Annotated in this window: 21 protein-coding genes; 9 read left to right on the top strand and 12 right to left on the bottom strand. The window is 62.5% G+C overall.

The window, feature by feature from the left end:
* Window positions 1-2 precede the first annotated feature (2 nt).
* Window positions 3-599: a MarC family protein gene (locus tag RA167_RS10435; protein WP_076785490.1), complete on the top strand. Its 597-nt coding sequence runs from the start codon at window positions 3-5 to the stop codon at window positions 597-599.
* A 55-nt stretch (window positions 600-654) separates the two neighbouring features.
* On the opposite strand, the gene RA167_RS10430 is transcribed toward RA167_RS10435, so the two are convergent.
* Both RA167_RS10430 and ffh read right to left on the bottom strand, forming a co-directional pair.
* Window positions 655-1,203: a hypoxanthine-guanine phosphoribosyltransferase gene (locus RA167_RS10430; protein ID WP_076785489.1), complete on the bottom strand. Its 549-nt coding sequence runs from the start codon at window positions 1,201-1,203 to the stop codon at window positions 655-657.
* A 114-nt stretch (window positions 1,204-1,317) separates the two neighbouring features.
* On the bottom strand, window positions 1,318-2,685 hold the full coding sequence (gene ffh / locus RA167_RS10425; RefSeq protein WP_076785488.1) for a signal recognition particle protein: 1,368 nt from the start codon (window positions 2,683-2,685) through the stop codon (window positions 1,318-1,320).
* A gap of 128 nt (window positions 2,686-2,813) precedes the next feature.
* Between ffh and RA167_RS10420 the strand changes: the two genes are divergently transcribed.
* The 6 genes from RA167_RS10420 (at window position 2,814) to RA167_RS10395 (ending at window position 10,883) form a co-directional block, all read left to right on the top strand.
* On the top strand, window positions 2,814-3,743 hold the full coding sequence (locus RA167_RS10420; protein ID WP_076785487.1) for a cytochrome C assembly family protein: 930 nt from the start codon (window positions 2,814-2,816) through the stop codon (window positions 3,741-3,743).
* A gap of 59 nt (window positions 3,744-3,802) precedes the next feature.
* The gene (locus RA167_RS10415) at window positions 3,803-4,141 is read left to right on the top strand and encodes a PP0621 family protein (protein ID WP_076785486.1); all 339 of its coding nucleotides are present in this window, start codon (window positions 3,803-3,805) and stop codon (window positions 4,139-4,141) included.
* A gap of 124 nt (window positions 4,142-4,265) precedes the next feature.
* Window positions 4,266-4,889, top strand: a complete 624-nt coding sequence (gene ampD, locus RA167_RS10410) for a 1,6-anhydro-N-acetylmuramyl-L-alanine amidase AmpD (RefSeq protein ID WP_076787442.1) — start codon at window positions 4,266-4,268, stop codon at window positions 4,887-4,889.
* A 347-nt stretch (window positions 4,890-5,236) separates the two neighbouring features.
* Window positions 5,237-8,215: a ribonucleoside-diphosphate reductase subunit alpha gene (locus RA167_RS10405; protein WP_076785485.1), complete on the top strand. Its 2,979-nt coding sequence runs from the start codon at window positions 5,237-5,239 to the stop codon at window positions 8,213-8,215.
* A 380-nt stretch (window positions 8,216-8,595) separates the two neighbouring features.
* Complete coding sequence (locus RA167_RS10400) at window positions 8,596-9,843, top strand: ribonucleotide-diphosphate reductase subunit beta (protein ID WP_422393163.1); 1,248 nt, start codon at window positions 8,596-8,598, stop codon at window positions 9,841-9,843.
* A gap of 440 nt (window positions 9,844-10,283) precedes the next feature.
* Entirely contained in the window at window positions 10,284-10,883 is a 600-nt protein-coding gene (locus RA167_RS10395) for a histone H1-like DNA-binding protein (protein ID WP_076785483.1), read from the top strand.
* A gap of 106 nt (window positions 10,884-10,989) precedes the next feature.
* Here RA167_RS10395 and RA167_RS10390 read toward each other — a convergent pair whose 3' ends face one another.
* From RA167_RS10390 to RA167_RS10345, 10 genes are all read right to left on the bottom strand, one after another.
* The gene (locus RA167_RS10390) at window positions 10,990-11,466 is read right to left on the bottom strand and encodes a glycine zipper 2TM domain-containing protein (RefSeq protein ID WP_076785482.1); all 477 of its coding nucleotides are present in this window, start codon (window positions 11,464-11,466) and stop codon (window positions 10,990-10,992) included.
* Between the two features lie 17 nt (window positions 11,467-11,483).
* Window positions 11,484-12,422, bottom strand: coding sequence for a carbohydrate kinase family protein (locus RA167_RS10385; protein ID WP_076785481.1), 939 nt, complete (start codon window positions 12,420-12,422; stop codon window positions 11,484-11,486).
* Between the two features lie 162 nt (window positions 12,423-12,584).
* On the bottom strand, window positions 12,585-13,085 hold the full coding sequence (gene tpx, locus RA167_RS10380; protein WP_076785480.1) for a thiol peroxidase: 501 nt from the start codon (window positions 13,083-13,085) through the stop codon (window positions 12,585-12,587).
* A gap of 85 nt (window positions 13,086-13,170) precedes the next feature.
* Entirely contained in the window at window positions 13,171-13,968 is a 798-nt protein-coding gene (locus tag RA167_RS10375) for a zinc-ribbon and DUF3426 domain-containing protein (protein WP_076785479.1), read from the bottom strand.
* 66 nt (window positions 13,969-14,034) lie between these two features.
* Entirely contained in the window at window positions 14,035-14,934 is a 900-nt protein-coding gene (prmA, locus tag RA167_RS10370) for a 50S ribosomal protein L11 methyltransferase (RefSeq protein WP_076785478.1), read from the bottom strand.
* A gap of 5 nt (window positions 14,935-14,939) precedes the next feature.
* Window positions 14,940-16,307: an acetyl-CoA carboxylase biotin carboxylase subunit gene (gene accC / locus RA167_RS10365; RefSeq protein ID WP_076785477.1), complete on the bottom strand. Its 1,368-nt coding sequence runs from the start codon at window positions 16,305-16,307 to the stop codon at window positions 14,940-14,942.
* Between the two features lie 15 nt (window positions 16,308-16,322).
* Entirely contained in the window at window positions 16,323-16,793 is a 471-nt protein-coding gene (accB, locus tag RA167_RS10360; RefSeq protein ID WP_076785476.1) for an acetyl-CoA carboxylase biotin carboxyl carrier protein, read from the bottom strand.
* 76 nt (window positions 16,794-16,869) lie between these two features.
* Complete coding sequence (aroQ, locus tag RA167_RS10355; RefSeq protein WP_076785475.1) at window positions 16,870-17,319, bottom strand: type II 3-dehydroquinate dehydratase; 450 nt, start codon at window positions 17,317-17,319, stop codon at window positions 16,870-16,872.
* Between the two features lie 273 nt (window positions 17,320-17,592).
* A complete protein-coding gene (locus RA167_RS10350) occupies window positions 17,593-18,198 on the bottom strand; it encodes a TlpA family protein disulfide reductase (RefSeq protein ID WP_076785474.1) in 606 nt (201 codons plus the stop codon).
* Between the two features lie 91 nt (window positions 18,199-18,289).
* A complete protein-coding gene (locus RA167_RS10345; RefSeq protein ID WP_076787438.1) occupies window positions 18,290-18,910 on the bottom strand; it encodes a UDP-N-acetylmuramate--alanine ligase in 621 nt (206 codons plus the stop codon).
* Window positions 18,911-19,080: 170 nt separating this feature from the next.
* Here RA167_RS10345 and mpl point away from each other — a divergent pair, with 170 nt between their 5' ends.
* Together mpl and RA167_RS10335 are read left to right on the top strand one after the other, a co-directional pair.
* On the top strand, window positions 19,081-20,475 hold the full coding sequence (gene mpl / locus RA167_RS10340; RefSeq protein ID WP_076785473.1) for a UDP-N-acetylmuramate:L-alanyl-gamma-D-glutamyl-meso-diaminopimelate ligase: 1,395 nt from the start codon (window positions 19,081-19,083) through the stop codon (window positions 20,473-20,475).
* Window positions 20,472-21,086 (top strand): YqiA/YcfP family alpha/beta fold hydrolase, encoded by a 615-nt coding sequence (locus RA167_RS10335; protein ID WP_076785472.1) that lies wholly within the window; start codon window positions 20,472-20,474, stop codon window positions 21,084-21,086. The genes mpl and RA167_RS10335 overlap by 4 nt, the downstream gene beginning before the upstream one ends.
* The last annotated feature ends 55 nt before the right edge of the window (window positions 21,087-21,141 follow it).

Genomic DNA, 21,141 nt, shown 5'->3' with positions numbered 1-21,141 from the left:
CCGTGCAATACACATTTCTATCCGCGACGGTCCTGCTGATCCTGATTACGGATCCGTTGGGTAATATCCCATTGTTCATCAATGTGCTGCGCAATGTTGCGCGAGAGCGGCGCCCGAAGGTGATCCTGCGCGAAGTGGCGATCGCGTTCGTCATCCTGCTGGTATTCATGATCGCTGGCCACGCGTTCCTGCGCATGATGCACCTAACTGATTTGTCGTTGCGGCTGGCGGGCGGGATCGTGCTGTTTCTGATTGCGCTCCGGATGATCTTTCCGCACGCGGAAGGTCCGTTCGGCGGCGATCCGCTCGGCGAGCCGCTGATCGTGCCGCTTGCGATTCCGGCGCTGGCGGGACCGTCCGCCATCGCGACCGTCATGCTGCTGACGTCACAGGCGCCGGGCAAGATGCTCGAATGGATCGGCGCGCTCACGGTGACGATGGCCGTGTGCGCGATCGTGCTGCTACTGGCCGATAAGATCCAGCGATGGCTCGGCACGCGCACCGTTGCCGCGTTCGAGCGGTTGATGGGACTCGTGTTGGTCGCCATTTCGGTGGAGATGATCCTCGAGGGTATCCGGATCTTCATGCGACAGCTTTAAGGGTTGCAGGCCCGGAGCGAAAACAGGCGGGCCGACGCGGTGGCCTGCACCGGGCTCAGGCGTCGCTTTTCAGCGCGCGGATCGTAGATAGGTTGCGCCAATACCCATTGACGTCCATCCCGCAGCCGAACACATAGCGGTCCGGCACTTGGAAACCACAGAAATCGGGGCGCAGCGGCTTAGTCTTCGCAAGAATCTTCTCGCACAGCACCGCGCTAGCGAAGCGACGCGCGCCCTTCTCGATAATCCGGTCTCGGATCGCTGCCATCGTTTCGCCTTCATCCAGGATGTCGTCGAGCACCAGCACGACTCGGTCCTTGACTGATTCGGCCGGTGCCACGCGCCACTGCATGTCATGGCTGCGTGTCGTATTGCGATAGCGGGTCAAATGGATATAGTCGAACTCGAGCGGGAAGTCCAGATGCGGCAGCAGCATGCCGGTGAACACCGCGGCACCGCCCATCACGGACAGCACAAGCGGGAACTCGTCACTCATCGCGTCGCGGATTGCAACGGCCATCCGCTGGATTGACGCCGCCACGTCGGCGGACGATACGATCTCCTCGGAGTGGCGGAAAATATCCAGGGCTTCTTCGCGGTTCATCGGGATCTCGGCGAGGGGCCTAATAGAGAGTGTGAATCAAAAAGAGTGTGAATCAAAAAACGGCGCGGGCTCCACAGAGAAAACCCGCGATGGCAGCTGCCGTGGTAGCTCGGCTCAGCGCAGCCCGGGCAGCATGCCTTTCATGCCGCGCATCATCTTCTGCAGGTTGCCGCCCTTGAGCTTCTTCATCATGCCGCGCATCTGTTCAAACTGGTTTAGCATCCGATTCACCTCCTGTACCTGCACGCCGGCGCCGGTCGCGATGCGTCGCTTGCGGCTTGCTTTGATCAGCTCTGGCTTGGCACGCTCGGCCGGCGTCATCGAATTGATGATGCCTTCCATGCGGCGCATCTGTTTTTCGGCCTGAGACATGTCGGCGTTGCCAGCGGCCTGCTGGAATTGCGCCGGCAGCTTGTCCATCAGCGTCGATAAGCCACCCATTTTCTTCATTTGTGACAGTTGGGCACGGAAGTCATTCAGGTCGAAAGCGCCGCCTTTCTTCACCTTTTCGGCGAGCTGCTGCGCGGCCTGCACGTCCACGCCGCGCTGCGCCTCCTCGACCAGCGCCAGGATATCCCCCATGCCCAGGATCCGGTTGGCCATCCGTTCTGGGTAGAACGTCTCTAGACCGTCGAGCTTCTCACCGACGCCGACGAACTTGATCGGCCGGCCGGTCACGTGGCGTACCGACAACGCCGCGCCGCCGCGCGAGTCGCCATCGAGTTTGGTCAGCACGACGCCGGTGAGCGGCAGCGCGTCGTTGAAAGCCTTCGCGGTATTGACCGCGTCCTGGCCAAGCATCGCATCGACGACGAATAGCGTCTCGGCCGGCTTGAGCTGCGCGTGCAACGCGGCGATTTCCTGCATCATCGCATCATCGATGCCGAGCCGGCCCGCCGTGTCCACGATTAATACGTCATGATAGTGCCGCTTGGCCCAGTCCAATGCGTCCCGTGCAATATCCAGCGGCTTTTGATCTGGTTGGGACGGGAAGAAATCCGCGCCGACCTGCTCGGTGACGGTTTTCAGCTGCGCGATCGCCGCGGGCCGGTATACGTCGCACGATACGGTGAGGACTTTCTTCTTCTGCTTCTCGTGCAGCAGCTTGGCCAGCTTGCCGACCGTAGTGGTCTTGCCGGCACCCTGTAGGCCCGCCATCAAGATCACCGCTGGCGGCGTGACTGCCAAGTTCAACTCGGCCGCCTTGCCCTCGTAGTCGCCACCGATCACCGCGGTCAGTTCGCGTTGTACGACACCGACCAGCGCCTGGCCGGGGGTCAAGCTGCTAATCACTTCCTCACCAAGCGCTTTTTCCCGAACCTTCGCGATAAACTCGCGCACCACCGGCAGCGCGACGTCTGCCTCGAGCAGTGCCAGGCGTACCTCGCGCAGCATCTCTTGCGTGTTGGCCTCGGTGAGCCGGGCTTCGCCGCGTAGCGTCTTCACGACGCGCGCCATACGTTGTGTGAGATTGTCGAGCATGGGAGTTACGTGCGGTTTGCCGCGCATCGACGCGAGCCCGGGCGGGTGGCGCGGTCCGGGTGCATCAAGACACACGGGGGCAGCGAGATCCGGGCCGGCGGCGGGGCGCTAGTGTAAACTGAATGACTATGCACATTGTACTGTATGCCTTCACCGCGCTTTTGTATGGCAGCCTTGGCATCGCCGCCTGGCGGTCGCATCGGCACGTGCGCGATCCGCACGGCACGCTGCTGGCCGCGGCGCCGGTAGCCGCGTTGCCGGCGGCGTCCGGCCGCGGCGCCGGCAACGGCACGTCACCGGTGGCACGCGCGGTGCTGTTCGCCGCGCTGGTGCTGCATGGGGTGCTGCTGCATATGACGATCTTCCCGGCCGATGCGATGGTATTCGGCTTTGCCTTCGCGCTGTCGGCAATGCTATGGCTCGGCGCGGGCATTTACTGGATCGAGAGTTTCTTTTTCCGGCTCGACGGGCTGCGACTGCTGCTGATGCCCATTGCCTGTGTGGCTACGCTGCTGCCGCTGCTGTTCGGCGGCATACACGTGCTGGCCTATGCGGCGGATCCGCTGTTCAAGGTCCACTTCGTGTTGGCTAATGTCGCGTATGGGTTGCTGGCGATCGCCGCGTTGCATGCGATCCTCATGTTGCTGGTCGAGCGCCGGCTGCACGCGCTGCGCGGCGTGGCCGGGCGGCGCACGCCGGGGCCACCCGCGCGTGACTGGTTATCGAGTTGGTTCGATACGCTGCCACCGTTGTTGACGTTGGAAAAGTTGCTGTTTCGCCTGATCACCGCTGGCTTCGTGCTGCTGACACTGGCGCTGATCAGCGGCGTGTGGTTCAGCGAGCAACTGATTGCCCAGGCCGTCAAGCTGGATCATAAGACCGTGTTCGCGTTCGTGTCATGGATCATGTTCGGCGCGTTGCTAGTGGGCCGTCATCGGCGCGGCTGGCGCGGTCGCACCGCGTTGCGTTGGGTGTTGGCGTCGTTCGCGGCGCTGCTGTTCGCGTATGTCGGCAGCCGCTTCGTGCTGGAAGTGCTGTTGCATCGCGCGGTGGTCTGATTGACACAGTCGGCTCGCGGTGGCATCCGAATCGTTTCCTGTGTGCTTATTCGTTCGTCATGGCCCGCATTCTCTTTTGGCTTTTTGTAATTCTCGCCATCCAGTGGCTGTGGCGTCAGGGCGCGCGTCGTGATCGGCATGCCAGCCGCGAATCCAAGGCGGAACAGGAATCCATGCGCCCGCAGGCCGAACAGGGTCGCGCTGATGGCGCGGCTGGCACGCGGCGCACCGGTGCCGCCGGTGACGGCGCACTGCCGGAGGCCATAGTGCGTTGCGCACAGTGCGGCGTACACGTACCCGTGAGCGAGACGGTGTCGGTAGAAGGCCAGCCCTTTTGTTCCAACGAGCATGCTGTCCGCTACGCGGTCCGGCCGGCCAGGCGCGATAATGCGCGGTGAGCGGGCGATGTGCGCAGCGCAGAAATCCGTGAACGACGACGCAGCGGCAACGAGTCGCGCGGCGTGCCTGATGACCGACCCGACGATTGGCCTGACAACGACAACGGGTCCGATGACCGGCCCGATGACTGATCCAGCGGCGGGCGCGCCGCGCGGCGAGGGCGCTGCCGCGCCGGCGCGCCTCGTGGTCGATGTGCTAGGGTGGGCCCGGCCCGCCCGGCACACGCCGTGCGCGAATTTCGATGCGCGTCCCGCAGGAGTCGAGCCGACGCTGGTGGTGGTGCACAGCATCAGTCTGCCGCCGGGACAGTTTGGCGGTGATGCGGTGGCGGCGCTGTTCCTCAATCAACTCGATTGCGACGCGCACCCGTACTATGCGCGACTGCGCGGGCTGCGCGTATCGGCGCACTTTTTTGTGCGGCGGGACGGCAAATTGCTGCAATTCGTCTCGTGCAATGAGCGCGCGTGGCATGCTGGCGCGTCGAGTTTCGTCGGTCGCGAACGCTGCAACGATTTTTCGATCGGCATCGAACTGGAGGGCTCGGACGAGCACGTGTTCGAGGCGCCCCAGTATGACACGCTGACGCGATTGTGTGCCGCACTGTGTGAGCGTTATCCCATCACCGCGCTGGTCGGCCATGCGGACATCGCGCCGGGTCGCAAGACCGATCCGGGGCCGCATTTCGACTGGCATCGGTTGCGTGCGCAGCTTGCGCTGCCGGCGACGTTTTTCCCCTATTTGCGCTGAACGGGTGTCGCGCGGGTGCACGCCGCGACGCCAGGGCGTGCGGCGTCTCTGCGCTTGCGTGGTGGCGAGCCCACAACCGGTGGCGCATGCCAAAAAGTCAAGTCTCCGAACGCAAATTTATTCGTGGAATCTGGGGTAAATTTCCACTATAGTTGGTGTGTGGCGGCAGCGCCGCTACTAGATATTGTGGTTTTTATGCGGCGCCTCGTTGACATCGACGGCGCCGCATTGCCTTCTCAGACATCGTTTTTTGGGGCGCCGCGGTACCGCGCCAATACGCTGTGCCACGCCCCGCTCGTTCCAAGAACGCGGATTCACCGCACGACACAAGATCAGGAGTTTTGCCCATGCAAACCACCGAGAACGTCACGTCCCAACAGCCCAATGCCGCAGCTGGCTTGCCGCATGGTGGTGGCGCTGCGCATGGCGCGCGCGCATTGGCGCCGCAGGCGACGCTTGCCGACTACAAGGTCATTCGCCGCAACGGGAGTGTGGTGTCGTTCGAGCCGTCCAAGATCGCGATCGCGGTGACCAAAGCCTTCCTTGCCGTCAATGGCGGCCAGGGCGCCGCGTCGGCACGCGTGCGCGAATTAGTTGAGACGCTGACGCAGGCGGTCGTGCGCGCGCTTGTGCGCAGCCGGCCGAACGGCGGCACGTTCCATATCGAAGACATTCAAGACCAGGTCGAACTCGCGCTGATGCGGGCCGGCGAGCACAATGTCGCTCGCGCCTACGTGCTGTATCGCGAGAAACGCGCTGCAGAGCGCACGCACGAAGTGGCGCAACAGCCGGCGCAAGGCGGATTGAACGTTAACGACAATGGCATTGTGCGCCCGCTGGACCTTGCCGCGTTGCGCAATGTGATCACGGCCGCCTGCGACGGGCTCGGCGAGGCGGTCAGCGCGGAGCCGATCGTCGCCGAAACGGTGAAGAATCTTTACGACGGCGTGCCGTTGTCGCAGGTCTACGACTCGGCGATCCTTGCCGCGCGCACAATGATCGAGAAGGAGCCGGCCTACAGCCAGGTCACCGCGCGGCTGCTGCTGCATACGATCCGCCGCGAGATCCTTGGCGAAGAGGTGTTGCAGTCCGAGATGGGCGAGCGCTATGCGGAGTACTTCTCGCAGTTCTTGAAGCGAGGCGTCGAGGCTGAGTTGCTCGACGAGAAGCTGCTGCAATTCGACTTGAAGAAGCTGGGTGACGCGCTGGATGCGTCGCGCGATCTGAAATTCGGCTACCTCGGGCTGCAGACGTTGTACGACCGTTACTTCCTGCACGTGGACGGGCAGCGTATTGAAATGCCGCAGGCCTTCTTTATGCGGGTGGCGATGGGGCTCGCGCTGAACGAAATCGATCGCGAGGCGCGGGCGATCGAGTTCTACAATGTGCTGTCGACGTTCGATTTCATGAGCTCAACGCCGACGCTGTTCAATTCCGGCACGCGCCGCTCGCAACTGTCGTCGTGCTACCTGACGACCGTCGCGGACGACCTGGACGGCATCTACGAGGCACTGAAGGAAAACGCGCTATTGTCCAAGTTCGCCGGCGGGCTCGGCAACGACTGGACCCGCGTGCGTGCGCTCGGCTCGCATATCAAGGGCACCAACGGCAAGTCGCAGGGCGTAGTACCGTTCTTGAAGGTCGTCAACGACACGGCGGTCGCGGTTAACCAGGGCGGCAAGCGCAAGGGCGCGGTGTGTGCGTATCTCGAAACTTGGCATCTAGACATCGAGGAGTTTCTCGAACTGCGCAAGAACACCGGCGACGATCGCCGCCGCACGCACGATATGAACACTGCGAACTGGATCCCGGATCTGTTTATGAAGCGGGTGATCGAGGGGGGCGATTGGACACTGTTCTCGCCGTCGACCTGCCCGGACCTGCATGAAAAGTTCGGTACTGAGTTTGAACAGGCGTATGTCGCTTACGAGGAAAAGGCTGCGCGCGGCGAATTGAAGCTGTTCAAGAAGATTCCGGCCGCGCAACTGTGGCGCAAGATGCTCGGGATGCTGTTCGAGACCGGCCACCCATGGATTACATTCAAGGATCCGTGCAACGTGCGCTCGCCGCAGCAGCACGTGGGCGTCGTGCATTCGTCGAACCTGTGCACTGAAATCACGTTGAACACGAGCGACAACGAGATCGCGGTCTGCAACCTGGGCTCGGTCAACCTGGTCGCGCATATGAAGCAAGGCGCGGACGGCGGCTATGTGCTGGACCACGATAAGCTCAAGCGCACGATCAGCGTGGCGATGCGCATGCTCGACAATGTGATTGATATCAATTACTACGCGGTTGCCAAGGCGCGCAACTCGAATCTGAAGCACCGGCCGGTCGGCATGGGCATCATGGGGTTCCAGGACTGCCTGCACCTGCTGCGCACGCCGTATGCGTCGCAGCAGGCGGTGGAGTTCGCGGACCGCTCGATGGAAGCCGTCTGTTACTACGCGTACTGGGCGTCCACCGAACTGGCGAGCGAGCGCGGCCGATACTCGTCGTACCGCGGCTCGCTGTGGGACCGCGGAATCCTGCCGCAGGACACGCTGAAGCTGCTCGCCGACTCGCGCGGCGGGTATGTCGAGGTCGACTCGTCCGAGACGATGGACTGGGCCGCGCTGCGCGAGCGCGTCGCTACGCACGGCATGCGCAACTCGAATTGCGTCGCGATCGCGCCGACCGCAACGATCTCGAACATCATTGGCGTGTCCGCGTGCATTGAGCCGACGTTCCAGAACCTGTATGTGAAATCGAACCTGTCGGGCGAATTCACGGTCGTCAACGAATATCTGGTGCGTGACCTGAAGGCGCGCGGGCTCTGGGACGAGGTGATGGTGGCCGATCTGAAGTACTTCGATGGATCGCTGGCGCGCATTGATCGTATTCCTGCCGATCTGCGCGAGACGTATGCAACCGCGTTCGAAGTGGATCCGAAATGGCTCGTGGAAGCGGCGGCGCGCCGGCAGAAGTGGATCGATCAGGCGCAGTCGTTGAACATCTACATGGCCGGTGCGTCGGGCAAGAAGCTGGACGAAATTTACAAGCTCGCCTGGCTGCGTGGCTTGAAGACGACGTATTACCTGCGCACAATCGCCGCGACGCACGTTGAGAAGTCGACGGTTGCGCACGGCGCGCTCAATGCGGTGCCATCCAGCGACGGTGGGGCGGGCGCGATGCATGGCGCGGGTGGCGTGTCGGGCAGCGCGACGGCGCACAACGCCGGTGTGCACGCCGCTGCCGATGCGGGATCACAAGATGAGATCGCGGGACCGGTTTGCATGCTGCGTCCTGGCGATGCAGGCTTCGACGAGTGTGAAGCGTGCCAGTGATGCGTTGGCGTGTGAGCGTGCTCGACCGTGTTGTCTGAGTTCGCTCGCGGTTATACTGCATGCGGTACACGATAGGGCACGTGACGAGTGCTGCTTTGCACGCATCGCACGTATATCGGGTGTCACGCGATACGCGCGATGCGTGGGGGCCACGTGTATGGCAGGCGCGGCGAGTGTGATGAAACGGATGGCACACTTACTGCGCCGATCGATATGAAGCGATGCGTCGATCCGGGTTGTGATGCAACCGATGCGAAGACATCGACGATCACATCGATCAAAGTGTTGTATGAAGGTCTCAATGCGAGATCAAAAGAGCGTTTTTCATCAGTGGACTCTTTTATCGCTGGTGAAAAGATGGTACAAACCGATCTAAATTGATGGTGACATTTATGCTCAATTGGGATGACGAGATTACTGCCGTAACTCCCCCGAGCGTTGCGCAACCAACGGTGCGAGAAACGACGGCGACTGGAGCCGCGGCATCGTCCGCCGGGTACGCAGCGCAAGCTGCGGGTACGTCCGCTCCGTTGGCACAGGATATCTTCACGCGTGATGTTGCTGTCGCGCCGGGCCAGCAACCGAACGCGTCGCCCGCACCTGCACCCGAGGCCCGCGTGAACGTGGCCGACAAGCGGATCATCAACGGCAAGACCGACGTCAATCAGCTCGTGCCGTTCAAGTACAAGTGGGCGTGGGAGAAGTACCTCGCCGGCTGTGCGAACCACTGGATGCCGCAGGAAATCAACATGTCCCGCGACATCGCGCTCTGGAAGGATCCAAACGGGCTGACTGACGACGAGCGCCGCATCGTCAAGCGCAACCTGGGTTTCTTCGTCACGGCCGATTCGTTGGCGGCGAACAATATCGTGCTTGGCACGTATCGCCACATCACCGCGCCCGAATGCCGTCAGTTCCTGCTGCGCCAAGCATTCGAGGAAGCGATTCATACGCACGCGTACCAGTACATCGTCGAGTCGCTCGGCCTGGACGAGGGTGAGATCTTCAATGCGTACCATGAGGTGTCATCGATCCGTGCGAAGGACGAATTTCTGATCCCGTTCATTCATACGTTGACCGATCCATCGTTCAAGACCGGCACGCTCGAGGCGGACCAGAAGTTGCTGAAGTCGTTAATCGTCTTCGCGTGCGTGATGGAGGGGCTGTTCTTCTACGTCGGGTTCACGCAAATACTGGCGTTGGGTCGGCAGAACAAGATGACCGGTGCCGCCGAGCAATACCAGTACATCCTGCGCGACGAGTCGATGCACTGCAACTTCGGCATCGACCTGATCAACCAGATCAAGCTTGAGAATCCGCATTTGTGGACGCCGGCATTTCGTGAAGAGATTCGCGGTTTATTCAAGCATGCGGTCGAACTCGAGTACCGGTATGCAGAGGACACGATGCCGCGCGGCGTGCTGGGCTTAAATGCCGGCATGTTCAAAAGTTATCTGCGTTTCATCTGCAATCGGCGCTGCCAGCAGATCGGCCTGGAGCCGTTGTTCCCGAATGAGGAAAATCCGTTTCCGTGGATGAGCGAGATGATCGACTTGAAGAAGGAGCGCAACTTCTTCGAGACGCGAGTGATTGAATATCAAACCGGTGGTGCGCTGAGTTGGGAATAACGCGTACCAGTGAATAGGCAGGGGTGTGCAGCACGCGATGGCGGCGATGACGCCGCCGCGTGTGTCGCACGGGTTTAGGAGAAGCGCCGCCTGATGCAATGTGTGCCTGACCGCCTGGATAGCCGACTGACGACGAACGGCACTGTGCGAACCCTTCAGTGGGATGGGCAAACTACCCCCGGAAAAGCCTCCGGCCGCGGTGTCGCGTGTCGGACTGCTTCAAATCATTCACCGGCAGCGATGCCGGTCGTGTTTTGGCGCACGCAGCCGCTAGGTCGGTCTCGTGCGCCTTGCCGCATTCATTAGCGTAAGCAGGATGTAGGTGCGTACGCCGATGAATAATCCGCTTCGCAGCCGCCGCGTTGAAAAAACGCGTTGGCGGGAAGCGGGTTTTGACGAAGGGTGTTTGTAACTCTCATCTAAACCTGAAGGAGAAAAAGATGGTTACTGCGAAGAAAAAACCGGCTGCAAAGAAAGCAGCAGCAAAACCCGCTGCGAAGAAGGTCGCGGCGAAGAAGGCAGCATCGGCCAAGAAAGCGGCCCCGGCGAAGAAGGCGGCGCCGGCCAAGAAAGTTGCCGCCAAGAAGGTTGCTGTGAAGAAGGTCGCCGCGAAGAAGGCCGCACCAGCGAAGAAGGCCGCACCGGCGAAGAAAGCGGCGGTAGCGAAGAAAGCGGCACCGGCCAAGAAGGTCGCCGCGAAGAAAGTCGCCGTGAAGAAGGTCGCCGTGAAGAAGGTCGCCGTGAAGAAGGTCGCGGCGAAGAAGGTCGCCACGAAGAAGGCGGCGCCGGCGAAGAAAGTTGCGGTGAGAAAGGTCGCTGCGAAGAAGGCGGCCCCGGCGAAGAAGGCGACGGCTGCCAAGAAGACGCCGGCGAAGAAGGCTGCGGCCAAGAAGCCGGCGGCGAAGAAGGCGGCGGCGAAGAAGGCTGCCGCTGCCCCTGCCGCCCCTGCGACGCCGACGCCGGCTGTGCAGGCGAACGCGGTAAAGACCGCATTGAACCCGGCTGCGGCATGGCCATTCCCGACTGGCGGCCGTCCGTAATCGACACATCGACTAGGGCCGGTGCGTTGCGACACGCCGGCGCCCCACGAGTCGTCGAGCGACATGACATCCCGCACCGGGCGTGCGCCCAGTGCGGGATGTTTTTTCAATGCGTCACGCGCGTGATGCCGCCCGCAGACAGCAACCGGACGCGATCGCCGGCACGGAATAGCTCGCCGGTGGCTGCCTGCGTGATCGAGCGCAGGTCGCCGTTATCGAGCCGCACCGTGATCTCCAGGCCGTTGGAGGTGCCGGCCCGTTGAGCAACGGTATTGCCTGCCACTGCGCCCGCAATGCCGCCGACGATGCCGGTCAGGAGCGAGCCGCGGCCGCCCCCGATCGAACTGCCTGCCACCGCGCCAAGCGCCCCCCCGCCGAGCGTCCCAAGTGCGGCGCTACCTTCGTTATCCGAAGCGATGTGGACTGCCCGCACACTTTCCACGGTTCCCATGCGCACTGTCTGTTCGCGTTGCGCTTGCGATACGGTGTAGACATCGGCCGAGCCAGCGGGCGTAAAGCACGCTGCCAGCGAGAGGCTGGCAGACAGCATCACGACGAGCGTAATGTGTCTGTTGATCATCATCGTTATTCTCCCATAGCTCAAAACAAGCGATAGCCAAATGCGGCTTCAAAACGGGCGCCGATTTCGATTCGATTCAATGCGTAGGTCTGTGGTCCTTGATGCTCGATCTTGATCGAGCCCATCAGGCTCGCGAGGCGTCCGGTGGTGGCCCAGTCCAGGCCCTTTTCGATGCCGTAGAGCAGGCCACTGCGGAACGCGTCGCCACAACCGGTAGGCTCGACGACCCGCTCTGCCGGCACGACCGGAATGGCTTCGACGCCGTTGCGGTGATGAATCGTCGCACCCTGCGCACCGAGCGTGATGATCAGCGCGTCGACGCGACTCGTGATGTCCGATACGGACCACCCGGTCTTGTCGCTCAAGAGTTTCGCTTCGTAGTCATTGACTGCCACGTAGGTCGCAAGTTCAATCATCCGGCGCAGCTGGGCGCCATCGAGGATCGGCAGCCCTTGGCCCGGATCAAACATGAACGGGATGTTCGCTTGCGCGAATTGCTCCGCATGCTCGCACATGCCTTGTGCACCGTCCGGCGCGACGATGCCGAGCGTGACATCCTGCGCGTCGCTGATGCGGTTCAGGTGACTCATTAGCATGGCGCCGGGATGAAACGCGGTGATCTGGTTGTTTTCCTGATCGGTCGTGATCATGGCCTGTGCCGTGTGCGTATCCGGCAGCACGCGCACGCAATCACGGCGTATGCCCAGCGAGTCGAGTCGCTCCAGATAGCGCTGAGCGTCGATTTCGCCGAGCGTCGCCATGATCAGTGGCTCGCCACCCAGTAACTTCAGGCCGTATGCGATATTCCCCGCGCAGCCGCCAAATTCACGGCGCATGGACGGGACGAGGAAGCTGACGTTCAGGATATGGACTTGGTCGGGCAGGATGTGCTCGCGAAAGTACCCTTCGAACGTCATGATGTTGTCGTACGCGAGCGAGCCGCAGATCAGTGTGGCCACAGTGGTGATTCCTTATGATAGGTTAAGTGCCGGATCGCCCTCCGCGCGTATCGCCGACAGGCAGGTGCGTGCTTGCACCAGCCGCCGGGCACAATACACTCGTGGCCGCACGGCCGGTATCGAGCCGGTCACCTGCGCCGGGTGGCGGCAGGCAGGGAGAGTTTATTTCAATGCAGCAAGGGCCGCGTCGTAATTCGGTTCGTTTTTAATTTCCGACACCCGTTCCACGTGCAGCACGTTGTCGTTCCCATCAAGCACGACAACGGCGCGCGCGGTCAAGCCGGCCAGTGGGCCGGTCTTGATGTCCACCCCGTATTGGCTGGCGAACGCTCGGTTACGGAACGTGGACGCCGTGATCACGTTCTCGATGCCTTCGGTCGTGCAGAACCGCGTCGCTGCAAACGGTAAGTCAGCCGAAATCACGATTACGACGGTGTTCTCCAGCTTGCTTGCCGCTTCGTTGAACTTGCGCGTCGATGTTGCGCAGGTGGGCGTATCCAGGCTCGGCACAATGTTCAGGACCTTGCGCTTGCCAGCGAAGTCATGGAGTTTCACCTCCGCGAGGCCTTTGCCGACCAGTGAAAATGGCGCCGCCTTCTGGCCGACGGCCGGCAGCGTACCGGCGACTTCGATCGGGTTACCCCCGAGAGTGACTTGGCTCATGGTTTGCTCCTGCGATGGTGGCGGTGGGCGCTCGAGCCGAGTGCTTACCGCCGGGTCAACGATAGGGTGGCGCGCATGCCGCGCGTCACGGGTAGAAAATCTGCGCTCGGTAGTCTGCCGTATCGACGCTGCCGACATCGAGCCGCACGGCGATGGGCTGCACGGTGCGTGCGGGCACGCCGCGGTGTTCGGACGCGACCGACGGCAGGTACTCGCTGGGCCGTAGCACGCGCCTCACGACGATATCACTGTTGCTGCTCAACAACGTCACTTCCAGGTCGGGATAGGCGAGCGCGACCGCGTCGCGGTTGTGCAAGCTGAAGTGCAACTCGAGTTGGTGTGCGGTGCCAGTTTGCCGCAGCGAGGTTTGTTCGATCGCCAGTCCATCAATGTCGCGCGGCGGTGGCACGATACAGCCCAACTGTGCACACGCGAGCGTGTAGACTGCTTCGGTGCGCGGCCACGCGGTTACGATTTTTTCCCGTTGCCACCAAGCAATCTGCACGATGAGCAACACAGTCAGCGTGAGCGAGACGAGCCAGCCCACCCGACGCAGCGTACCGCGATGGCTCGGCACGGGTATTTCCCGCGTCACGGAGAACGGCGCACTGACGCCGTGCGGGTGGAAAGCGGGCTCCAAGGGGCCGTTATCGATCAGCTTGCATGCGGCCCGGTCGGGTGATGGCCCGGTGTCCCGCGCGTCGGACCCGTCGTCGGGTTGCACGGCGACGTTGGTCAGCAACAAGGGTTCGACTTGCCGGGCCGCACCGTCGAAGATCTCCTGACAATGACCACAGCGCACCAAGCCGTGGTGCAGTTTCAATTGATCGGCGACGAGCTGGTAGACGGTACCGCAGCGGGGACAGCGGGTGGTGAGCGTCATGTTAACGGGTTACCCTGAACCGGCGCACCGCGCGCCGGTCAATCGGTTGAGGTACCGGTGTTCTGATTAATTATCTCGTCGCTGCCCGGCCAGGCATACCCATCCGTCCTGTTCACGCCAAACGGCAAGCTCGATATGGCGCGCATAGGCCGCCGCGACTTCGTCTGCTTGGCGCGCCAGCACCCCGGATAGCGCAAGTCTTCCGCCCGGCTTTACCCTGGAGGCCAGCATCGAAGCCATGAGCTTCAGCGGATTGGACAGGATGTTGGCGACGACCACATCGAACTCGTTTGCGGGGCACTCGTGGGGCAGCCCATACGTGACGTCGACGTGATTGCGCTCGCTGTTGTGCTGGGCCGAGTCGATCGCCTGCGGGTCGATGTCGATGCCGACGACCGGCGTGGCACCGCACTTGCGCGCGAGTATCGCCAGGATGCCAGAGCCACATCCATAGTCGAGCAGCGAATCGCCGGCACGCACGTGCTGCTCGATCCATTCCATGCACAGGCGTGTGGTCGGATGGCTGCCGGTGCCAAAGGCGAGCCCCGGGTCGAGTTCCAGTACCACGGCGTCGTGCTGCGGTGCCTCATGCCATGATGGCACGACCCAGATCCGCTGGCCGATATGGATTGGCTCGAATTGGGATTGCGTAAGTCGCACCCAGTCCTGCTCCTGGACGTCGCGCGCAGTGAAGGCCAGCGGTGTGGATAGGCCGACCTCATTCGCGGCGGCCGCCAGCAACACGGTGGGGTCCTGTTCCGCGGCAAGCATGGCAATCACCCGCGAGTGCGTCCACGCGGCGCGCTCCGGCACGAGGCCGGGTTCACCGAACAGCGCTTGTTCGTGCGGCGTGTCTGCGTCGGCGTCCTCGACGCAGACCGACAACGCGCCAAGCTCGAGCAACGCGTCTGATAACGGCTCGGCGCGCTCGCGATCAACTTCGACGACGACTTCGCGATAGCTCATGCCCGTTACGCTTCCTTAGGGGCGGCCTGCTGCTTGGCAGCCAACTTATCTTCGAGGTAATGGATGCTGGTGCCGCCCTCGACGAACTTGGCGTCCAGCATCAATTCCCGGTGCAACGGGATATTCGTCTGGATACCCTCGACCACCATCTCGGACAACGCAATACGCATCCGGTTGATCGCCTGTTCGCGGGTCGCACCGTATGCGATCAGCTTGCCGATCATCGAATCGTAGTTGGGCGGCACGAAGTAGCCATTGTACGCGTGTGAGTCGACGCGGATGCCCGGGCCGCCAGGCGCATGCCATGATGTGATCCGCCCCGGCGATGGCGTGAACTTGAATGGATCTTCCGCGTTGATCCGGCATTCGATTGCGTGACCGCGAAATGCGATGTCGCGTTGCCGCACCGACAGTTTCTCGCCTGCTGCGATGCGGATCTGCTCCTGGACGATATCCACGCCCGTGATCAGCTCGGTCACCGGGTGCTCAACTTGGACCCGGGTGTTCATTTCGATGAAGTAGAATTCGCCGTTCTCGTACAGGAACTCGAACGTGCCGGCACCCAGGTAGCCCATTTTCTTGCACGCTTCGGCGCAGCGGTCGCCGATCCGGTCGAGCAACCGGCGCGCGATGTGAGGCGCCGGCGCCTCTTCGATCACTTTTTGGTGGCGCCGCTGCATCGAGCAGTCGCGCTCGCCGAGCCAGACCGCGCTCTTGAACGAGTCCGCCAGCACCTGGATCTCGATGTGTCGCGGATTCTCCAGGAACTTTTCCATGTAGACCTGCGGGTTGCCGAACGCGCGACCGGCTTCTTCGCGTGTCATGTTGACCGCGTTGACGAGTGCCGCTTCCGTATGCACGACCCGCATACCGCGCCCGCCGCCGCCGCCGGCCGCCTTGATGATCACCGGATAGCCGATCGAGCGCGCGATCTTGACGATCTCCTTCGGATCGTCCGGCAACGCGCCGTCCGAGCCCGGCACGCACGGCACGCCTGTCTTGATCATCGTCTGCTTGGCGCTAACCTTGTCGCCCATCAGCCGGATGGTCTCCGGGCGCGGGCCGATGAACGTGAAGCCGGACTGCTCGACCCGCTCCGCAAAGTCGGCGTTCTCGGACAGGAAGCCGTAGCCCGGATGGATCGCTTCGGCGTCGGTGACTTCCGCCGCGCTGATGAGCGCCGGCATGTTCAGGTAGCTCAGGTTCGATGGCGCCGGTCCGATGCAGACTGCTTCGTCGGCAAGGCGCACGTACTTCGCTTCCTTGTCGGCTTCCGAATAGATGACAACCGTCTTGACGCCAAGCTCGCGGCACGCGCGCTGGATGCGCAGTGCGATCTCGCCGCGGTTGGCAATGAGTATTTTCTCAAACATAGGCGATGCGACCCGTTAGCCGATGACGAACAGTGGTTGGCCATATTCGACGGCCTGGCCGTTTTCAACGAGGATTTCCTTGACTATGCCCGTCTTGTCGGCTTCGATCTCGTTGAGTAGCTTCATCGCTTCAATAATGCAGATCGTCTGACCCTCCTTGACCGAATCGCCGACTTGCACGAACGGATCGGCCCCCGGCGATGGCGCGCGGTAGAATGTGCCGACCATCGGCGAGGTGACCACATGGCCTTGCGGCGTGGCGGCGGCGGGAGTCGCGGGTGCGCTGGACTCAGCCGACGGGGCAGCCGGCGCGCCGGACGCACCGGTGACCTGCGGCGCCGGGGCATATTGTGCCTGGGACGGCAGATAGACGGGCGCCGCGTTCTTGACGATCCGCACCTTGCCTTCGCCTTCGGTGACTTCGAGTTCCGAAATGCCGGATTCGGATACCAGGTCGATCAGGGTTTTAAGTTTGCGTAGATCCATCGGAGGTCCCCAAATTGATGTGGCGTCCGGGCCAGGCCCGGGATAGCGAAAGTGTGGTGTTGCCAGAAAAAAGACGTCAATGCGACCGGCCCAGGCGCTCCAGCGCAAAGTCCAGCGCGTAAAGGTAGCCTCGCCAGCCGAGCCCGCAGATCACGCCCTCCGCCAAGTCGGAGAAATACGACGCATGGCGGAAAGCTTCGCGTCGATGCACATTCGACAAATGGATCTCGACAAACGGGATCCCGGTTGCCGCGATTGCGTCGCGAATCGCAACGCTGGTGTGCGTGAAGGCGGCGGGGTTGATCAGCACAAAGCCGATCTGCTCGTCGCGCGCCTGGTGCAGGCGCTCGATGATTTCGCCCTCGTGATTGCTCTGGAAGCAACTGAGCGCCGCCCCCGCGGCGGCGGCTTTCTCCGCCAGCGCTTGCTCGATCTGGGCGAGCGTCGTACTGCCGTACGTCTGCGGCTCGCGCGTGCCGAGCAGATTCAGGTTGGGGCCGTTGACGACCAGGATGCGAAGACTCATGGGAGTTCGTTTTCTGCGAAGTTGCGCGCACTTTACCGCTGATTCAAAAAAAGTGTCCAGTTTTCGGCGCGTTTACCGTGAAAAGAACGGGCGCTCGTCAAAGCATGGAAACTGTAACTGTAGCCGATCGAGCGACAAAAAGCGGACAACAGCGGCAAACGTCTACAATTTATCAATAAATTACCATGTAATTTGTGATCGACACGCGCTGTCGGTGACTGGTACGCGAGTGCCGCGCTGGCGTGCCGCATGACACCGACTGTTCCGCCTATGTCATAGCGCGTCCAGTTCCATGCTCAGCCGCGCCGCGTCGATTTCACCCAGCTTCAAGTAGCGAACATGCCCCGATTTGTCGATGACCACAGTGAACGGCAATCCGCCGGCCTGGTTGCCGAACTGACGAGCCAAGTTTGCGCCGCCAAAGCCGGCTACATAGACCGGATAGCCGATCGTCACCTTGGATAGGAATTGCGATACATTCCGTGCCGAATCGACGCCAATGCCGACGAAACGTACCCCTTTGTCCGCGTAGCGGCGTTGTAACCTAGACAGCGCCGGCATTTCCTTCACGCATGGCGCACACCACGACGCCCAGAAGTTCACCACGGTGACTTTGCCGCGATACTGGGCCAAAGGCTGAGGCTGGCCTGCCGGATCGGGCAGTGAACTAGCAAACAGCGCGCGTACCGCATCGTCGTGTGCCGTGTAGGGCGGCGCGACGGCGTATGCCGACTGTGCGGCGCCCGCTGGCTGCGCTGCGCAGGCAGGCAGCGGCGCGCACAGTAAGCAGGCCGCTGCGAGCCGCGCGGCACGGGTGCGGCGTGTTGGCGCTGACGCAGGAGAAGCAAGCAGGAAGCTAGAATATAACGTCGCATTCATCGCATTTCCATTAAAACAAGGGCGAAGTGCTGCAGCCTGTGTCGGTTCCGAGCTGCGGTGCAGTACGGGCGTGCGCATCTGTCGCTGCCATTTAACCTGCATCGAGCAGCGCCCGGACCGACGCCGCGTTCGCACGCGTCTGCCGTCCGCGCGCGTCGGCGCGGACTGCGCCACGCAAATCATCCGTGTCGTACAGCGCGACATGGATGCCGACCGCGTTGCCGTCGCCGTCGTGGGCGATGAAGCTCAATGTCTCGACCGCTCTCCGGCCAGCGAAATGACGCGTCTCGGATACGTCGTACTGTACGCCGGCGTTCAGCAGGTGGATCGCCACCTCTTTCGGATTGTCGCAAAACACTTGCAGATGGATGTCCGAATGGACACTGGCCGTGCCGTTGAGCACTGCGCCGGTCAAGTAGGGGTCGAACTGTGCGAGCTGCGCCATCCAGTTCAGCGCGGTTTCACGCAGCCGCCGCAGGATGCCAGGTTGCGTATCGCCATGGAACAACGCCAGATATTCCTGTATTTCTTCCTCGATCTGGTCATTATCCGGCAACCATTCGCCAGCAACACGCGTCTGGCCGATGATCTGCCGGGCTGCCTTGCGCTTGGCGCTGGCATAGTCGAGCCCATCTTCGGCGATCAGGCGCGCGGCTACCATCGCGATTTCATCGCGCACGCGGTCCCGCTCCAGGTGCAGTCTCGAAGCCATAGCAGTCATGATACCCGCAGTTCGCACCCGCGCCGCGCATTGCGGCCGCGGGGGGGCCGCGTCGCGTGTGGCCCCTCGGTTACAATATCGCACTTTACTCCACGCCAGTTCCGGACGCAGTTCGACGATGTGGCGCGGGCCGCGCCGGCTCGGTGGACGGACTCAACGCTATGCACATTCATATTCTCGGGATTTGCGGCACGTTCATGGGCGGCCTGGCCGTACTGGCGCGTGCCGCAGGTCACAAGGTCACGGGCTGCGACAGCGGTGTGTACCCGCCGATGAGCACCCAGTTGCAAAGCCAGGGCATCGAGTTGATCCAGGGCTATGGCGAAGAACAACTGGCGTTGCAGCCGGACCTGTTCATCGTCGGCAATGTGGTGATGCGCGGCAATCCGCTGATGGAGGCGATTTTGGATCGCGGCTTGCCCTACGTGTCGGGCCCGCAGTGGTTGGGGGAGCACGTGCTGGCCGGCAAATGGGTGCTGGCCGTCGCCGGTACGCACGGCAAGACCAGTACAGCGTCGATGCTCGCGTGGTTGCTTGAGGACGCGGGGATGAATCCCGGTTTCTTGATCGGCGGCGTGCCGTTGAACTTTGGCATCTCCGCCCGTTTAAGCGATTCGAGCTTTTTCGTGATCGAGGCAGACGAGTACGACACCGCATTCTTCGACAAGCGGTCCAAGTTTGTCCATTACCGGCCCCGCACGGCCATATTGAACAATCTCGAATTCGATCATGCCGATATCTTCGACAACCTGGCGGCGATCGAGACGCAGTTTCACCACCTAATGCGCACCATTCCAAGGACCGGGCGGATCGTCGTGAACGGCGCCGATGACGCATTGCAGCGCGTGCTGGCCCACGGTTGCTGGAGCGAGGTCGAGCGCTTCGGCGTCGAGGGTGGGTGGCAGGCGCTGCCGGCCGATGAGGTGGGTCCGGCAGACGAGCGTTTCGCGGTGTATTGGCGTGCGCAACGGGTGGGCGTGGTCGACTGGCCGCTGCAAGGCGAGCACAACCGGATGAATGCGTTGGCTGCGATCGCGGCCGCGCACAGCGTCGGTGTGCCGGCTGCACAGGCGGCGACGTCGCTTGGCGGTTTTCGCAACGTGAAGCGCCGCATGGAAGTGCGCGGCAGCGTCGATGGTGTTACCGTCTACGATGACTTCGCGCACCATCCGAGCGCGATTGGCACGACCATTGCCGGCTTGCGTACCCGCATCGGCGATGTGCCGCACGCCCGGATTCTTGCGGTGCTCGAGCCGCGCTCGAACACAATGAAACTCGGCACGATGAAGTTGCAGCTTTCGGCAAGTCTGGCAGGCGCCGATCTGGTGTTCGGTTATGGTGCGCCCTCGGGCAAGGACGCGCTGGGCTGGGATCTCGGGGCGGCGCTTGCGCCGCTGGGAGACAAGGCGCACGCCTTCGATGACCTCGACGCACTGGTGCGGGCCGTTGCCTCGGTTGCGCGTGCCGGCGATCATGTGCTCGTGATGAGCAACGGCGGTTTCGGCGGCGTGCACCAGAAGCTGCTTGACGCGCTGGCGAACCGAGGGGCGGCATGATTCTCTATCTGCACGGATTTCGCTCTTCGCCCCGCTCGTTCAAAGCACGCTTGCTGGCCGAGCGGCTGGCGCGGCTCGGTCGAGCCGGCGACTGGCTGTGCCCGCAATTGCCGGTGTCGCCGCGCGAGACGATCACGCTGGCTGAGCGACTTGTCCAACAGACTCAACAGGCGCGTGCGGCGGATCGCGACGCGCCGGTCACGCTGATTGGCAGCTCGCTGGGCGGTTTTTTTGCCACCTATCTGGCCGAAAAACATGGCTGGCCGGCGATGCTGCTCAACCCGGCGGTGGTGCCGCAGCGCGACTTGTCCGCGTATCTCGGTGAGCAGCCGTTGTGGCACGGCGGCGGCTCGATCGTTGTCGAGCCGCATCATCTCGACGAGTTGGGTGCGCTGCAGGTCGCCGCGATCACGCGGCCCGAGCGGTATCATCTGATTGCCGCGACCGGCGACGAAGTCCTCGACTACCGGGAGATGCTTGCGCACTACGCCGGTGTGCGCACCACGCTGATCAATGGCGGCGACCATGCGATCAGCGATTTTGCGACGTACTTGGATGACGTGCTCGCGTTTTGCGGCATCGACACCGGCCGCGGACCCGCCGCGGCGTAGGACTGGACCCCCGGGCGGCGCACGCGGCGCTGCCCTCGGCCGCCGCGTGCGGCCT

It is taken from the genome of Mycetohabitans endofungorum (genome assembly GCF_037477895.1).
GTDB lineage: Bacteria > Pseudomonadota > Gammaproteobacteria > Burkholderiales > Burkholderiaceae > Mycetohabitans.
The sequence above is the reverse complement of the archived record's forward strand: the minus strand, read 5'-3'. Positions and strand labels throughout refer to the sequence as shown.

Excerpts from the sequence above, each read along its gene's own strand:
- RA167_RS10430 (WP_076785489.1), bottom strand. The coding sequence starts at position 1,203 with ATGAACCGCGAAGAAGCCCTGGATATTTTCCGCCACTCCGAGGAGATC.
- ffh (WP_076785488.1), bottom strand. The coding sequence starts at position 2,685 with ATGCTCGACAATCTCACACAACGTATGGCGCGCGTCGTGAAGACGCTA.
- RA167_RS10420 (WP_076785487.1), top strand. The coding sequence starts at position 2,814 with ATGCACATTGTACTGTATGCCTTCACCGCGCTTTTGTATGGCAGCCTT.
- RA167_RS10415 (WP_076785486.1), top strand. The coding sequence starts at position 3,803 with ATGGCCCGCATTCTCTTTTGGCTTTTTGTAATTCTCGCCATCCAGTGG.
- ampD (WP_076787442.1), top strand. The coding sequence starts at position 4,266 with ATGACTGATCCAGCGGCGGGCGCGCCGCGCGGCGAGGGCGCTGCCGCG.
- RA167_RS10405 (WP_076785485.1), top strand. The coding sequence starts at position 5,237 with ATGCAAACCACCGAGAACGTCACGTCCCAACAGCCCAATGCCGCAGCT.
- RA167_RS10400 (WP_422393163.1), top strand. The coding sequence starts at position 8,596 with ATGGTGACATTTATGCTCAATTGGGATGACGAGATTACTGCCGTAACT.
- RA167_RS10395 (WP_076785483.1), top strand. The coding sequence starts at position 10,284 with ATGGTTACTGCGAAGAAAAAACCGGCTGCAAAGAAAGCAGCAGCAAAA.
- RA167_RS10390 (WP_076785482.1), bottom strand. The coding sequence starts at position 11,466 with ATGATGATCAACAGACACATTACGCTCGTCGTGATGCTGTCTGCCAGC.
- tpx (WP_076785480.1), bottom strand. The coding sequence starts at position 13,085 with ATGAGCCAAGTCACTCTCGGGGGTAACCCGATCGAAGTCGCCGGTACG.
- RA167_RS10375 (WP_076785479.1), bottom strand. The coding sequence starts at position 13,968 with ATGACGCTCACCACCCGCTGTCCCCGCTGCGGTACCGTCTACCAGCTC.
- prmA (WP_076785478.1), bottom strand. The coding sequence starts at position 14,934 with ATGAGCTATCGCGAAGTCGTCGTCGAAGTTGATCGCGAGCGCGCCGAG.
- accC (WP_076785477.1), bottom strand. The coding sequence starts at position 16,307 with ATGTTTGAGAAAATACTCATTGCCAACCGCGGCGAGATCGCACTGCGC.
- accB (WP_076785476.1), bottom strand. The coding sequence starts at position 16,793 with ATGGATCTACGCAAACTTAAAACCCTGATCGACCTGGTATCCGAATCC.
- aroQ (WP_076785475.1), bottom strand. The coding sequence starts at position 17,319 with ATGAGTCTTCGCATCCTGGTCGTCAACGGCCCCAACCTGAATCTGCTC.
- RA167_RS10350 (WP_076785474.1), bottom strand. The coding sequence starts at position 18,198 with ATGAATGCGACGTTATATTCTAGCTTCCTGCTTGCTTCTCCTGCGTCA.
- RA167_RS10345 (WP_076787438.1), bottom strand. The coding sequence starts at position 18,910 with ATGGCTTCGAGACTGCACCTGGAGCGGGACCGCGTGCGCGATGAAATC.
- mpl (WP_076785473.1), top strand. The coding sequence starts at position 19,081 with ATGCACATTCATATTCTCGGGATTTGCGGCACGTTCATGGGCGGCCTG.
- RA167_RS10335 (WP_076785472.1), top strand. The coding sequence starts at position 20,472 with ATGATTCTCTATCTGCACGGATTTCGCTCTTCGCCCCGCTCGTTCAAA.